Source organism: Janthinobacterium sp. GW456P, assembly GCF_002127655.1.
GTDB lineage: Bacteria > Pseudomonadota > Gammaproteobacteria > Burkholderiales > Burkholderiaceae_D > Janthinobacterium.
The window spans coordinates 92,863-107,172 of the sequence record NZ_NEHB01000005.1; the positions used below are offsets into that span (position 1 = coordinate 92,863).

At 66.2% G+C, this 14,310-nt stretch carries 11 protein-coding genes; 5 read left to right on the forward strand and 6 right to left on the reverse strand.

Annotation, left to right across the window (positions count from 1 at the left end; genetic code table 11):
• Positions 1 to 31 precede the first annotated feature (31 nt).
• Together CBW66_RS07190 and CBW66_RS29665 are read right to left on the reverse strand one after the other, a co-directional pair.
• On the reverse strand, positions 32 to 1,924 hold the full coding sequence (locus CBW66_RS07190; protein WP_086136606.1) for a bifunctional diguanylate cyclase/phosphodiesterase: 1,893 nt from the start codon (positions 1,922 to 1,924) through the stop codon (positions 32 to 34).
• Positions 1,925 to 2,202: 278 nt separating this feature from the next.
• Entirely contained in the window at positions 2,203 to 2,331 is a 129-nt protein-coding gene (locus CBW66_RS29665) for a hypothetical protein (RefSeq protein ID WP_268992730.1), read from the reverse strand.
• A 184-nt stretch (positions 2,332 to 2,515) separates the two neighbouring features.
• On the opposite strand from CBW66_RS29665, the gene rnk reads away from it, so the two are divergent.
• Positions 2,516 to 2,923, forward strand: a complete 408-nt coding sequence (gene rnk, locus CBW66_RS07195; protein ID WP_170933057.1) for a nucleoside diphosphate kinase regulator — start codon at positions 2,516 to 2,518, stop codon at positions 2,921 to 2,923.
• A gap of 65 nt (positions 2,924 to 2,988) precedes the next feature.
• On the opposite strand, the gene CBW66_RS07200 is transcribed toward rnk, so the two are convergent.
• From CBW66_RS07200 to CBW66_RS07210, 3 genes are all read right to left on the reverse strand, one after another.
• Positions 2,989 to 4,017 carry a transporter gene (locus tag CBW66_RS07200; protein WP_170933056.1) on the reverse strand — a complete coding sequence of 343 codons (1,029 nt, stop codon included), beginning with the start codon at positions 4,015 to 4,017 and terminating at the stop codon, positions 2,989 to 2,991.
• A gap of 116 nt (positions 4,018 to 4,133) precedes the next feature.
• Positions 4,134 to 4,832, reverse strand: a complete 699-nt coding sequence (locus tag CBW66_RS07205) for a YXWGXW repeat-containing protein (protein WP_086136607.1) — start codon at positions 4,830 to 4,832, stop codon at positions 4,134 to 4,136.
• A 189-nt stretch (positions 4,833 to 5,021) separates the two neighbouring features.
• Entirely contained in the window at positions 5,022 to 5,255 is a 234-nt protein-coding gene (locus CBW66_RS07210) for a hypothetical protein (protein WP_086136608.1), read from the reverse strand.
• A gap of 352 nt (positions 5,256 to 5,607) precedes the next feature.
• On the opposite strand from CBW66_RS07210, the gene CBW66_RS07215 reads away from it, so the two are divergent.
• From CBW66_RS07215 to CBW66_RS07230, 4 genes are all read left to right on the forward strand, one after another.
• Entirely contained in the window at positions 5,608 to 7,947 is a 2,340-nt protein-coding gene (locus CBW66_RS07215; protein WP_086136609.1) for a hypothetical protein, read from the forward strand.
• A 19-nt stretch (positions 7,948 to 7,966) separates the two neighbouring features.
• Positions 7,967 to 10,288, forward strand: a complete 2,322-nt coding sequence (locus CBW66_RS07220) for an SUMF1/EgtB/PvdO family nonheme iron enzyme (protein ID WP_086136610.1) — start codon at positions 7,967 to 7,969, stop codon at positions 10,286 to 10,288.
• 133 nt (positions 10,289 to 10,421) lie between these two features.
• Positions 10,422 to 10,820, forward strand: a complete 399-nt coding sequence (locus CBW66_RS07225; RefSeq protein WP_086136611.1) for an OsmC family protein — start codon at positions 10,422 to 10,424, stop codon at positions 10,818 to 10,820.
• Positions 10,817 to 11,704: a pirin family protein gene (locus CBW66_RS07230; protein ID WP_086136612.1), complete on the forward strand. Its 888-nt coding sequence runs from the start codon at positions 10,817 to 10,819 to the stop codon at positions 11,702 to 11,704. The genes CBW66_RS07225 and CBW66_RS07230 overlap by 4 nt, the downstream gene beginning before the upstream one ends.
• Positions 11,705 to 11,722: 18 nt before the next feature.
• Here the strand turns inward: CBW66_RS07230 and CBW66_RS07235 are convergent, their stop codons facing one another.
• Entirely contained in the window at positions 11,723 to 14,206 is a 2,484-nt protein-coding gene (locus tag CBW66_RS07235) for a TonB-dependent receptor (protein WP_086136613.1), read from the reverse strand.
• Positions 14,207 to 14,310 lie beyond the last annotated feature (104 nt).

A 14,310-nucleotide genomic window follows, 5' to 3' on the forward strand; every position in this document is an offset into this window, starting at 1 on the left:
GCCGTAATCCGACAATATCGTTGGCCAGACCTCAAGCCTGCAAGCTCGTGCGCGTGCTCCAGTCGCGCCGCTCCAGCAGCAATGCCGTCAGCTGCGCCGCCGTCATCGGTCGCGCGAAGAAGAAGCCCTGCACGTTGTCGCAGCCCGCTGTTCTTAAAAATTCCACCTGCTGCAAGGTTTCCACCCCTTCGGCCACCACCTTCAGGTGCAGGCTGTGCGCCATGGCGATGATGGCCGTGACGATGGCTTCGCCCTCGCCGGGCAGGTCGTGCACGAAGCTGCGGTCGATCTTCAATTGGTCGATCGGCAGGCGCTTCAGATAGGACATCGAGGAATAGCCGGTGCCGAAGTCGTCGATCGACAGGTGGATGCCCGTCTCCTGCAGGCGCCGCATCAGTTCCACGTTGGCGTGGACGTTGTCCATCAAGACCCCTTCCGTGATTTCCAGCTCCAGCAAGCCATGCGGCAGCTGCGTTTCGTGCAGGATGGCGCGGATGTCGTCCATCAAGCCCGGGTCGCGCGCCTGGCAGGCCGACAGGTTGACGGCCACGTGCTCGAGCGAGTCGAGCAACCCCGCTTTGCACCAGACGGCGGCCTGGCGGCAGGCGCTTTGCAGCACCCAGCGTCCCAGGTCGACGATGATGCCGCTTTCCTCGGCCACGGGGATGAATTCGGCAGGGCTCAGCTGACCCATCTCGCGGCAGTTCCAGCGTATCAGCGCTTCCACGCCGACGATGCGCCCGCTGCGCAAGTCGATCTGCGGCTGGTAGTGCAGATACAGTTCCTCGTTTTGCAGCGCGCGGCGCAGGTTCGCTTCCATGCGCAGGCGGCGCTGGGCGCGCAATTCCATTTCGGCCTTGAACACGGCGTAGCGGTTCTTGCCCTGGTGCTTGGCGTGGTACATGGCCGTATCGGCATTGCGCGTCAGGGTGGCCACGTCCTGCGCGTCGAACGGATACAGGCTCACGCCGATGCTGGCGCTGACATACAACTGGTGGCCTTCGAGGTCGAACGGTTCGGCCAGCACGGCGAGGATCTTGCGCGCCACGCTGGCCATTTCCGAGGCGTCGTCGGCCGGTTCGACGATGACGACGAACTCGTCGCCGCCGATGCGGCAGATGATGTCGGTGCCGCGCAGGATGGCCACGAGGCGCTCGGCGACGAGCTTGAGCAGCTGGTCGCCGCAGTGGTGGCCCAGCGTATCGTTGACCACCTTGAAGTTGTCCAGGTCCAGCAGCAGCAGGCCCACGCTGCTGTCCTGGCGGTCGGCGCGCGCCAGCGCGTAGGCCAGCGCGTCGTTGAATTCATGGCGGTTCGGCAGCTGCGTAACGGAGTCGACGTGGGCCAGGTAGTGCAAGTGGCTTTCCGCATGCTGGGCGGCGGTGCGCGTGCGGCGCACCATCAGGAACGTCAGGCCGAATGCGCACAGGCAGACGAGCAGGGTGAAGGCGGCAAATTGCGCCAGGCTGGCGTACAGCGGCGCCAGGCTGGCGCGCAGATACAGCGCGCCGCCGCCGGGCAAGGTCTTGAGGATGGCGGCGCTGCCGTCCAGGTAATCGAGGTGCACGCCGTTGCGCGGCGCCGCGGGCACGGTATCGACACTGCTGCGCGCATAGCGGGCAAACGGCGTGCCATAGGGACTGTAGAGCAGGGCTTGCCGGATATGCGGGGCGGCGGCGAGGGGAGCGAGCAGTTGTTGCGCCGCCAGGCGATTGTCCTGGCGCATGGCCTCGGTGGCTGCGGGCGCCAGCATGTCGGCCTGGATCTGCAGGCTGCGCTGGAGGGATGCCTGGAGGGAAAACAATTGGAAGAGGATCAGCAGCAGGCTGGCCATGGCCAGCATGGCCGCCGCGGCCAGCAAGTTCAGCCGGGCTATCCGGTCGCCGCGTAATTGCACGGATGGCAGGATCAATGGCGTCATCATGACGCTTCCTCCTGCCGGCCCCGCTTGCCGCCGCCCCGTGTGATCGCGCCTCGCCCTGCCATACTTTACGTTCCAGTCTGATGAAAACCGAAGTGAGCCGGAACTCTCAACGTGTTGCTAAGTGTTGCTAAGGCCGACATATTGTCATTTTGCAGCGTGAAAGTACAGGGCACGCTGCAATTTAGTGCCCCTGCCGCACGGCCGGTGGCAGCGGGCAAGGCGTCAAGACAGGCGGAAAATGCGGGGCATGTCTTTCTAATAATAATTCAAGTTGAATTTTAATCCTTTTTTTGCCTGCTGGTTTTTTTCTCTAAAAACATGCTGACGGCAAATAAAATGCCGTCAGGAATAACTTCAATGTGCCCGGCCATTCCGTCACGGATTAACTTTTTGACGTTATCGGCCATTGCAAGTCATTGATTTTAATAAATTTTAATGAAGAATGCGCGAACGCTATGGCCTTGCTACGCGAGTTCGTCCATAATCCGCTGATGATGGACGTTCTGATGCTGTTTGTTTTGTCTGCCGCGGCCAAGCAAGTCGCCGCCAGCAAAACCGGACGCCGCCCTAATGATCAATAGTGAGGATATCTTGGAAAAAAAACCAAAAATTATTTTGTCGTCACAAGACCTGGAACGACTGGAAGCGTTGTTGTATGCCTTGGGTAATAATTTGTCGCCGGACAAGGCTGCCTTGCTCGATGAGCTGGGCCGCGCCGAGGTGCTCGAACCGCAAGAGATTCCCCCGACCGTCGTGACGATGAATTCCACCGTGCGCTTCACCGTGGAAAACAAGGAGGAATTCTGCCTGACGCTCGTGTATCCGAAGGATGTGGAAGGCCAGGCCGACCGCATTTCCGTGCTGGCGCCCGTCGGCAGCGCGCTGCTGGGCCTGTCCGTCGGCGACAGCATGGCCTGGCCCATGCCGGGCGGCGTGGTGAAGGTCAAGATCGAGGAAATCGTCTATCAGCCTGAACGGGCGGGCGAGTACCACCGCTAAGCGCGGCAAGCAGTGATGGCGGACGGCGCCTGCCGTTCGCCTGCCAGGCCGTGCCGGGACGGAAATTAACTGTTTCGCTGCACGCGCACCACCAGCCACCCCGCCACGACCGTAAATGTGACGATGATGGCGACGATGATCCAGAAGCCCTGCGGATGCTGGGCCAGCGGAATACCCCCCACATTCATGCCCAGCATGCCGGCGATGATATTGATCGGCAAGGCCAGCACGGTGACGATGGTCAGCACGAACAGGCTGCGGCTGTTTTCCTCGTTGACGCTGGCGGCAATCTCTTCCTGCAGCAGCTTGATGCGTTCCTGCAGCGAGGACATATCGCTGAGCACCACGGAGAATTCCTCCGTCGACTGGCGCAGCTCCAGGCTGTCCAGCTCCGACACCCATGAAGGCGGACGCTGCAGCAGGCGGAACAGGGCGGCCGGTTCCGGCGCCAGCAGGCGCTGCAGCCGCACCAGCACGCGCCGCATGGCGCCCAGGTCTTCGCGTTTCGGTACCAGGCGCCCGGCCAGCAGGTGATCCTCGATATCGTCGACCCGCGCCACGGCATCGCGCACGATGTTGACCAGCACGTCGGCCTGGTCGCGCAGCAGATGGATCAGCAGCTCCACCGACGAGCGGATCGGCTCGTGGTTCTTGATGACGGCCTGGCGCAGGCGCTCGATCGACTGCAGCGGCGCGCGGCGCGCCGTGATGACGAGGTTTTGCGCCACGCTGGCCCACATGGTGGAAATGTCGGACGCCTCGAACGAGAAATTGTGCACCACGTCGTTGACCACGGCGATCAGGGTGTTTTCCGCCTGCTCGATGCGCGTGGAACGGGAACCCTGGTGCAGGGTTTCATAGAATTCGTCGGCCAGCTGCGTATGCGCCGTCAGCCATTTTTCGCTGGCGGCATGCGACAGGTTGAAATGCAGCCAGACGAACTCCTGCGCCGGGCGCGCCGCGCCATTGGCCAGCCAGGCCAGCGCGGCCGCCGAGTCGAGCGCCAGCGGCTGCGCCTCGCGGCCAAACAGGAAGCCCCAGACCAGGCCCGAGGTGTCCGAGCCGTAGGTAAAACCGGCAGTTTCCATCGCCATCGTGAATCTTTCTCGCGCAGTGTGATTGATCGTCGCGCGATTTTAATACACGGATATGTCCGGAAAATGACAAGGCCACCGCGATGGGTGGTCTTGGCGGGAACGACAGCGGCGTATTAGTTGCGATGGGGATTATCGGGGCGGCGGTCGTCGCGGTTCGGAATGCCGTCGCCGTCGCGGTCGTGGCGGTTGCCATTGTCGCGGTCATAGCGGTTGGGGATGCCGTCGCGGTCGCGGGCGCCGTTCGGGCCCCGTGCCGACCAGCGGCCTTGCTCCATCTGCCAGCGGCCGTCGCGCTGGTTCCAGGCGGGCGGCGCATACACGTAGCCGGGGCGTTCGGCGATCCACACGCCCGGCGTCCAGGCGTAGCGCTGGCTGCGCCATTCCCAGTGGCCGGGCGCCCAGACATAGCCGTGGCGGGCGCGCGGGATGGCTTCGCGGCGCGGTGGCGGCGGGGCGATGCGGATCTCGTCATAGCGCACGGGCTGCACCTGCGCGGCGACCCAGCCGCCACGGTCCAGGCGCCAGCGGTTGTTCTCTTGTATCCAGGCGGCGCGGCGGTACTGGTTGCCGCCCCGTTCGCGCAGCCATTCGCCGCCGGTCCAGACATGGCGCTGGCCATCCCAGTTCCAGTAGCCGGGCGCCCAGACATAGCCGGCGCGCGGCGCGGGCACGCTTTCAAACCGTGGCGGAGGCGGGGCGTTGCCGACGACAATGCTGACGCCGAGCTGATTCTGTGCCATGGCCTGCGCGGGCAGGAAGGCCGCGGTGCTGATGGCAAGCATGGCTGCTGCGTAGAGTGTGATGGGTTTCATGTTGTGCTCCATTTCGGTGATTGCGTGAAATGGACTATAGGCGCTTGCTGGAGGGGAGATCGCCTTTGATTCAACTTATTACAATTGACACACTGCTGTGTGTCCGTGTATCCGTGGCGGATACAAATGGCGGCCTGGCGCGGTCGTGTTCAGACTGGCGCCAGGCGGCGTGGCGTCGGCATCGGTGGCTCACAGGGCGCTGGCGGTGGTGTTGCCCAGCAAGGCCTGGCGTTCCTCGATCAGCGAGATTTTCTTTTCCTGTTCCGTCAGGCGCTTGGCGCTGACCACCACCACGGGGATGGCGTTCGCTTGCGCCGCGGCGGCGTGCGCGGCCTGCGGCTGCTTGAAGCTGGCATAGCTGGCGCCGCAGGCGATGGCGACGGCAACGGTAAAGATGGCTTCCATGTTTTTCAGTGTTTTCATGATCGTTCCTTTCGGTGGCGGGTGGGTATGCATGCACTGTAGCCAAGCGCGCACCGGCGCGCCATGCGCATGCGACCAGCCGTGGTTTTGGCGGGATGGCCTGCAAAAAAACGGCGCTGAAATGCCTGCGCGGGCGACCGCTTGAATTGAGGCCTAATTAGCCCTGTATCCGTGCATATGAATGCACTTGCCGCATGGCATTATTTGACACTGCACCGTGTTGTGCGCCATGTTGCGCACGACCGGCGCACGCGCGGCGCGCGGCGGGTGCCGCGCCGGCTGTCCTGCTAGAATCGGCATGGCAGCCGTGTAGCACACATGCGCACGCAATCATTCTCATCAGGAGTCACACATGTTCCAATTGTTTGGTTTTGGCGGCGCCCGCTGCCCGCGCTGCGAGCACAAGAACGGCGCCGCCGCCGGCTATTGCGCGCAATGCGGCTTGTCGCTGGGCGCCCCCGACAGCGACGCGGTGCTGCATGCCAATCAATGGCATCTTGCTGATGGGCAACTGGCCCTGTTCTTTGGCGTGCGCGAACTGTCCTCGCTGTTCGGCAGCGCGGCGCGCCGCCTGCAGGTGCCCGCCGAGTCGCGCGCCTGGATCGTGCAATCGGACGCTTTCACCTTGATACCGGCCGGCGACTATGACAGCGCCGCCTTCTTCGCGCGCCTGCCCGCGCTGCTGCCGGCGCGCCCGGCCGAAGTGCTGATCGCGCGCGCCGACGCCGTCAGCCTGGAATTCGACTTGCCCGGGCTGGCCAGCACGGAGTTGCTGGATGTGGCCGCATCGCTGCGCGTGGACATCGCGCTGGGCCAGCCCGACGCGTTTGCGCGCCAGTTCATGCGCGCGCCGGGCGCCGTCACGCGCGCCCACCTGCACGCCTTGCTGCTGCCGTCCGTGCGCCAGATTGCGCTGGAATTCATCGGCAGCCGCGCGCTGCGCGAGATGGACGCGAATGCCGACTTGCGGCCCGAATTGAACGAGCGCCTGCAATCGGCCCTGACGCAGCGCCTGGCGCCGTCCGGCCTGGCCGTGGCGCGCGTGGAAACGCTCAGCCTGCGGCACGACAAGCGCGCGGACAAGGGCGATGCCGGCGCCAGCATCGGCACCCTGTGGCTGGGCGGCTTGCCGGCGCAGGAACTGGAACAGCAGAGCCTCGAACGCATGAAACAGCTCGACCAGCTGTATGACGAGGAAGAGTGGCAGCGCATCCGCCGCGAGGAACTGGCGGCGCGCCATGCGCACCGGCGCGCCGAACTGCGGCAGGATGCGACGCTGGAAAAGGCGGAACTGAGCCACCAGGAAGCGGAGCGCCTGCAGGCGCTGCGCGGGCGCCAGATCGACCTGTATGGGCGCATCCTGGAAGCGAAATCGCGGCGCCAGGCGCTCGACCATGGCGCCGCGCTGGCGCTGGGCGAGCTGGAACAGGAACTGGCGCAGAAGGGCGCGCAGCGCGCCGATGAAGCGGCCAACTGGGAACACTTGCGGGCGCTGGCCGCCATCAAGATGCGCAGCGAGCTCGAATTGTCGCAGCTGCACGGGCGCGAACAGATCCAGCTGGCGCAGCAGCGCTTTACGCACCAGGTCCACTTGCAGTCGATCGCGCAGCAAGTGGAAAGCGCGCTGCTGATCGACGACGAGACGGGCCGCCGCACCCAGCTGGCGCGCCTGCGCCAGGCGGAAGCGGATGCGGCCCAGCGCGAGGCGCAGCTGGAGGCGGAGCAGCACCAGGCGGCCTGGCAGGGCCTGATGCTGGCGAATGCGGCGCGCAAGCGCGAGGCCGAGCGGGTGCAGGAGTGGGAAGACCAGATGCAGCTGGCACGCAAGCGCGAACTGCTGCGCGCCGAGGCGCACAAGGATGAAGCGGCCCAGGTGCAGGCGGCGGAAATCGCGGAAAAGGTGGCGGCGCTGCGGCGCGGCGGCGCGCGCGAAGACGCCATCGCGCAGCAGGAAAAGCTGCTGCGCACCATCGAGGCGGACGGCGTGCACGCACGCCAGCTGCAGCAGCAATCGCAGCTGGCGCAGCTCGACGCGCTGGCCATCGAGGAACAGCGCCAGCAGCTGCGCCAGCTGGAACAGGAAGCGCAGTGGCAGCGCGACTTGCTGGCCATGGCGCAGCAGCGCGAAAGCGATTACGCGCGCTGGAAGGGAGAATATGAAGCGTTGCTGGCGCAGCAGGCGCATGCGGCCGAACTGGCGCGCATCGAGATCGACCGCATCGAGAAAATCGGCTCGCTGAGCGATACGGGCAAGGTGGCCATGGCCGCCGGGCAGAATGCGGCCGCGCTGGCACAAGTGCTCAAGGTGCAGCTGCAGGCGGGCATGAGCGCCGAGCAGATTCACGCGCTGGCGGCGCTGGCGGCGGCCGAGAACAGCGTCGCGCCGCTCGACGCGCTGCGCATGGCGCAGGACAGTGTGGCGCAGGAGCGCAGCTACCTGGAAGGCCAGGCGGAACGCGAACGGCGCCAGCAGCTCGACCTGATCAACCTGCAGAACGCGGCGCACGCGCACGGCCTGTCGGCGCAGGCGCAGCTGGGCGTGGCCGTGGCGCAGGCGCTGCAGCCGGGCGCTGCTTCTGCCTCCGCCGCGCCAGCATCAGCGCCGGCCCGCTGCAAGAACGGCCACGCGCAGCGCGCGGGTCACCCGGAAGATAAATTCTGCGCCGCCTGCGGTGTCGCCCTGCAGCCTTGATGGAAGCGTTTCACCCCAGATGATGCAAAAAGCACGAGACAAACTGCGGGAACTGCGCGCCCTCCACGACGACGGGCTGCTCAGCGAGCAGGAATTTGAACGCCGCAAGAACGCCATCCTCGACGCCGAGTACGCGCCGCCCGGCGCCGCTCCCGTGGCCACGCCGCTGCCCGTACGCCAGGGCACGGAGCTGGGCTTCATGGTGGGCCAGGAAATCGGCCCGCAGAACCGCCGCTACCGGCTCGAACGGCTGATCGGCACGGGTGGCATGGGGCAGGTGTGGCAAGCGACCGACCTGGCCACGCACGCGGAGCTGGGCAGCAGCGAAATGGTGGCGCTGAAGATCTTGCCGCCGCAGCTGACGCAAAGCGCCACGCATGCCAAGCTGCTGATCGAGGAAGCGACCCAGGCGAGGAAGCTCGCGCATGAAAACATCGTGCGCGTCTACGAGTGGGCGCAGGATCCGGCCACGGCCAGCTATTTCATCATCATGGAATGCCTCGATGGCGAAGACCTCGAGCACTATCTGGCGCGCGAGGGCGCGCTGCCCCTGTCCACCGTGCAGCAACTGCTGCAGCCGGTGGCCGAGGCCCTGTCGTATGCGTGGGAAAAGCACAAGCTGGTGCACCGCGACATCAAGCCGGGCAATGTCTTCCTGACGGCAAAGGGCGACGTCAAGCTGCTCGACTACGGCATCGCTTCGCGCGTGCGCAATGCGGACAGCAGCCTGGCGCTGGACATGCCGAATGCGGGCACGCACGGCTACCGTGCGCCCGAGGCCGGCGCCAACCAGCGCCAGCCCAGCCCGCGGCTGGACGTGTATGCGGTGGCCGTGATGATCTATCAGATGCTCGAAGGGCGCATGCCGTTCGACGACGCGCGCAGCGCCAGCCATCTGCCGTCGGCGCCGCAAGCGCTCAACGCGCAGCAGTGGCAGGTGCTGCAGAACGGGTTTTCGCTGACGCCCGAATTGCGTCCGCAATCGGTGCAAGCCTTGCTGGAAAACCTGGAGCGCGCGGCCGGGCCGTCGCCCGAGGAACTGGCGGAGCAGGCGCGCCAGCAGCAGGCGCGCGCGGCGCAGCAGGCGCAGCAACAACGGGAGGCGGCGCTGGCGGCCGAACAGGCCCGCGAGGCGGCGGCCAAAGAGGCACGTGCGCGCCAGGAAGAACTGGACCAGCGCCGCAAGGCCGAGATCCAGGCCGCCGCGCTGGAAAAGCAGCGGCTCGACAAGCTGCGCCGGGAACAGGAGGCGCAGCGCCATTTCGAAGCGGAAGAGGCGCGCAAGTTGCGCAAGGAAGCGCTGCGCGGCCAGCTGCGCGCGCGCCGCGAAGCCGATGCCGCCACGGCCTTGCAGGAACACCAGGAATTGCAGCGCAAGGCCATCGTCGCCAAGGCGGAGGCGGCCTACCGCGCGGAGCAGGAACGGGCGCGCCGCGAAGAGGCCAGCCGTGCAGCGGCCGCAGCGGCCCCCGCGCCGGTATCCGCGCCTGCGCCGGAAGCGGAACACGCGGAACCGGTGCCCAATGCGGAAGGCGTCTTGCGCGACGATTTTCTCGATGGCTCGGGACAGGGGCCGGAACTGGTACTGATTCCCAGCGGCCGCTTCCAGATGGGCGCGCACGAGACGGAACACAAGGCCGCCATCCAGGCCGGCTCGCAGCAGGCATGGCTCGAGCGCGAGATGCCGCAGCACTGGGTCGGCATCGAGCGCCCGTTCGCGCTGGCGCGCCATCCCGTCAGCGTGGGCGAATGGCGCGCCTTCGTCAAGGCGACCGGATGGACGGGCGGTTCCGAGACGGACTGGGACAATCCCGGCTTCGTGCAGAACGAGCAGCACCCGGTGGTGGGCGTAAGCTGGAATGACGCGCAGCTGTACCTGGCGTGGATGAGCGAGCGCACGGGCCGCCGCTATCGCCTGCCCAGCGAAGCGGAATGGGAATACGCCTGCCGCGCCGGCACGCGCACGGCCTTCAACGTGGGCGATACGATCAGCACCGAGCAAGCCAACTACGACGGCCTGTATGTCTACAACGGCGGCCCGCGCGGCGTGTACCGGGGCGGCACCACGCCACTCGGCACGTTCGCGCCGAACTCCTGGGGCCTGTTCGACATGCATGGCAATGTGTGGGAATGGGTGCAGGACGTGGTGCACGACAATTACGAAGGCGCGCCCGTCGATGGCAGCGCATGGGAAGAGGGCAGCGACAGCAGCCGGCGCATCCTGCGCGGCGGCTCCTGGCTATACCACCCGCGCTACCTGCGCTCGGCCCTGCGCAACGGCTTTTCCACCGTGCTGTCGAACGATATCGTGGGTTTTCGCGTGGCGCGCACGCTCGATTGAGCGATTCAGCCTCAAGATGGCGCAGGCGGCCGGTGCCGCGTCCCGTATCGAATGACCAGGTGGCAGGGACGCGGGCTGCGCCAAGCGGACAAACGGTGTAAATTGTGGCTTTCCAAACGCACCAAGGAACGCCATGACCATCAAAGCCATCCGCGACCAGTCGCAGCCCATGCGCCACATCGTGCACGTGCGCGATCACATCATTTCCGCCGACGCCTCGGTGGAGGAGGGCGGCGGCGACGCCGGCCCGTCGCCGCACGACCTGTACGATGCCGCCCTGTCGGCCTGCAAGGCGCTTACCGTCGTCTGGTACGCCAGACACAAGGGCATCCCCCTGGAACATGTGGAAGTGTCGACCGAGCGCGATGCCAGCGAAGAGCGCAAGGGCGTGTACCGCCTGGCCGCCACCCTGCACCTGACGGGCGACTTGAGCGACGCGCAGCGCCAGGAATTGCTGGCCGTGGCCGGAAAATGCCCGATCCACAAGCTGATGACAGCCGTCACCACGGAAATCACGACGGTGCTGGCATGAGCGCGGCCATCCTGAAAAGCCACGAAAAGGACCTGGGCGGCGGCTTCGTCGTGCGGCGTTTGCTGCCATCAAGCGCGAAACAGGCCGTCGGCCCCTTCATCTTCTTCGACCATTTCGGCCCCATCGACGTGGCGCCCGACGCCAACCACGACGTGCGCCCGCATCCGCATATCGGCCTGGCCACCGTCACCTATCTGTTCGAGGGCGCGATCGACCACCGCGACAGCATCGGCTCGTACCAGCGCATCGAGCCCGGCGCCATCAACTGGATGACGGCCGGACGCGGCATCGTGCATTCCGAACGCACGCCGCACGACCTGGCGGGCCAGCCGCACCGCACGCACGGCTTGCAGCTGTGGGCCGCGCTGCCGAAGGCGCACGAAGAGGATGAGCCGAGCTTCACGCACACGCCGCAGGCCGACATTCCCGTCGTCCCGCTCGACGGCGCCGTCGTCAAGGTCTTGATCGGCACGGCGTTTGGCCAGACCTCGCCCGTGCGCACCTACATGCAGACGGTGTACCTGGACGTGGCGCTGCAGGCGGGGCGCGCATTGCGCCTGGAAGGCTTGCCGCCGGAAGCGGCGATCTATCCGATCAGCGGGGAAGTGCTGGTCGATGGCGTGGCGCTCGCGCCGCACACCATGGCCTTGCTGCAAGCGGGCGACGTGCCCGTGGTGACGGCAGGCGGCGGTCCCGCGCAGTTCGTCGTGATCGGCGGCGAACCGCTGGACGGCCACCGCTACCTGTTCTGGAATTTCGTCTCGTCGAGCAAGGAGCGCCTGGCGCAGGCGGCCGACGACTGGAGCGCCCAGCGCATGGGACATGTGCCGGGCGAGACGGAATTCATCCCGCTGCCGAAGGCGCCATTGCGTCCTCCGGCATAAGCAGGCTTAGAAGCAGGCTTAGAAGCGCGCGCGCAAGGTCAGTTGCGCCTTGCGCGGCTCGCCATAGAAATTGCCCCATGCAGGCGCGCCCACCGTCTGGTAGTAGCGCTTGTCGAGCAAGTTCGTCACAGACAGCGACGCCGTCCAGTTGCGGTCGATCTGGTAGGCGCCGCGCGCGCTCCACAAGGCATACGCGCCTTGCGCCACCGTGATGTTCTGCGTGACGCGCGAGCTCTCCGTCTGGAAGTTCACGCCGCCGCCCACGCTCCACTTCTGCAGGGCGCCGGGCAGGCGGTAGTCGCTCCACGCGCGCAGCATGTGGCGCGGCGAGTAGGTGCTGGCGAACATCACGCCCGCGTTCGACGTCTGCTCCAGGTATTTGAAATTGTTCAGGGTGTAGCCGGCGAACAGCTGCCAGCCCGGCGCCACTTCGCCGCTGATTTCCGCGTCGAGGCCTTCGCTGCGCACCTTGCCAGCCGAGAAATAGCACTCCGTGCCGGCCGAGCAGGTGTTGACCAGGTCCAGCTCCGCGCGGTTGCGCTGCTCGATGCGGAACAGTGCCAGCGAGGTATTCACCTTGCCGTCGAATAGTTCACCCTTGACGCCCACTTCCAGGTTGCGCCCCTTGAGCGGATCGAGCAGGGCGCCATCGGCCGTGCGCTGGTTTTGCGGCTGGAAGATGTCGGAGACGCTGGCGTAGCCGGACCAGCGCTTGTCGAATGTGTAGATCACGCCGCCATACGGCGTGACGACGCCGTTTTCGCGGTAGGGATCGATGTACACCTCGCCCGTGTCGCGGTACACGCTGTTCCATTTGTAGTTCGACACGCGCGTGCCCGCCACCACGGTGAGCGGATCGCTGACGCTGAAACGGGCCACGCCGTAGGCGCCCGTCTGCGTCATCTTCGTGACGCTGGGGTCGCCCCGGTAGCTGTGTTCGCGGAACCAGGCGTCGCTCGGCTCGGCCACGCCGTGATTGGGCCGCAGCGGATTGTTCGCTTGCTGCAGCAGCGCCAGGCTGAAATCGCTGTCGCTTTCCAGGCGGTTCGTGCTGATGCCGGCGCTGAAGCCGTGGCGGCGGCCGAAGGCGTTGAATTTGCCGTCGAGCGACAGGTCGATGCCCTTGTTGGTGCTGCCATACTCGAACACGCCGCCATACATCATCATGCCGGCCAGGGTGGCCGGATCGATCGCGCCCTGGCTGAACATGTATTTCACGTCATGCCGTTCGCGCGTGGTGTTGGCGCTGGCTTTCAGCGACCAGTCGGCGTCGAAGCGGTGCTCGAATTCGGCGAAGATGGCCGTTTGGCGGCTAGCCCAGCGATTCCAGTCGGCGCCGAGGAAGGTCTCGCGCGGCAGTTTCGGGTCGCTGCCATCGCGGTAGCGGGGCATGCCGGAAAAGAAGGGCGTCGCGTGCAGTTTCTCGTAGCTGGCACCCGTCGTCAGCTTGCTGCCCGGCGCCAGGTCGAATTCCAGCACGCCATACAGCACGTCCGTGCGGCTGTCGGCCACGTCATAAAAATAATCGCGCTGGTCATGCGCGGCCACGGCGCGGCCGCGGATGCTGCCCGACTCGTTCAGCGGACCGGTGACGTCGACTTCGCCGCGCACGTCGTTCCAGCGGCCCGTGCTGAGCGCCAGCTGCACCTGCTTTTCCGCCAGCGGGCGCTTGCGCACCATGTTGATGGCGGCGCCCGGCGAGCCTGTGCCCTGCAGCAGGCCGGTGGCGCCGCGCACGATTTCCACGCGATCGAGCATGGCCGTATTGCTGGTAAAGCTGTTCGCCTGCGGGTAGTACATGGCGCGGTTGACGCCGTCGAACTGGTAAGTGTCGACCATGAAGCCGCGCGAATACACGTAGCGCCCGCCCATCGGGCTGTCGTACATGGTGATGCCGGTGGTGTTGGCCAGCACGGCGTCGATGGTGTTGAGGTTCTGGTCATCCATCTTCTGCCGCGTGACGACGCTGACGGACTGGGGAATCTCGCGCAGGGTCTGCACGCCCTTGCCGACGGTGACGGCGCGCGCCGCATACGAGTTGCTGTGTTCACTGACGGGGTCGCGCTCCATGCTGGCGTTCACGACCACGGGGGCCATGGTCTTTTCCACGCCGGCCGCCGCTGCGGAGGAGGGCGCCGCCTGGCGCAGCACGTAGGCGCCGTTCGGCAGCTGCACCGCTTCCAGGCCGCTGCCGGCCAGGACCTGGGCAAAGCCCTGCGCCACGTTGTGGCTGCCGCGCACGCCGGGCGAGCGCAGGCCGCGCGTTTGCGCCGGGTCGGTCGACAGGCTGACGCCGGCGGCGACGGCAAAATCGTTCAGGGCCGTTGCCAGCGGGCCGGCCGCAATGGCGTAGGCTTGCGGTGCCGCGCTTGGAGCGGCGGCCTGGCCTTGCGCCAGCGCGGGCGCGGCGAGAAACGCGGCGGGGGCGGCGCACGCCATGGCGATGACGGCCAGGCGGATGGCGCGCGCGGCGGGATGGAGGACGGGGGTGGTCAGCTGCATGCTCGGTCTTTCTGCTCAGGGTATGGTCAATGGTGGATGAATCGGCTTCTTACCTGTCAAGCCGAAGCAGCGCTCCGAAACACCAACCCCTGGCGCAAAAAAAC

Excerpts from the sequence above, each read along its gene's own strand:
- CBW66_RS07190 (WP_086136606.1), bottom strand. The coding sequence starts at position 1,924 with ATGATGACGCCATTGATCCTGCCATCCGTGCAATTACGCGGCGACCGG.
- CBW66_RS29665 (WP_268992730.1), bottom strand. The coding sequence starts at position 2,331 with ATGGCCGATAACGTCAAAAAGTTAATCCGTGACGGAATGGCCGGGCAC.
- CBW66_RS07200 (WP_170933056.1), bottom strand. The coding sequence starts at position 4,017 with ATGGCGATGGAAACTGCCGGTTTTACCTACGGCTCGGACACCTCGGGC.
- CBW66_RS07205 (WP_086136607.1), bottom strand. The coding sequence starts at position 4,832 with ATGAAACCCATCACACTCTACGCAGCAGCCATGCTTGCCATCAGCACC.
- CBW66_RS07210 (WP_086136608.1), bottom strand. The coding sequence starts at position 5,255 with ATGAAAACACTGAAAAACATGGAAGCCATCTTTACCGTTGCCGTCGCC.
- CBW66_RS07215 (WP_086136609.1), top strand. The coding sequence starts at position 5,608 with ATGTTCCAATTGTTTGGTTTTGGCGGCGCCCGCTGCCCGCGCTGCGAG.
- CBW66_RS07220 (WP_086136610.1), top strand. The coding sequence starts at position 7,967 with ATGATGCAAAAAGCACGAGACAAACTGCGGGAACTGCGCGCCCTCCAC.
- CBW66_RS07225 (WP_086136611.1), top strand. The coding sequence starts at position 10,422 with ATGACCATCAAAGCCATCCGCGACCAGTCGCAGCCCATGCGCCACATC.
- CBW66_RS07230 (WP_086136612.1), top strand. The coding sequence starts at position 10,817 with ATGAGCGCGGCCATCCTGAAAAGCCACGAAAAGGACCTGGGCGGCGGC.
- CBW66_RS07235 (WP_086136613.1), bottom strand. The coding sequence starts at position 14,206 with ATGCAGCTGACCACCCCCGTCCTCCATCCCGCCGCGCGCGCCATCCGC.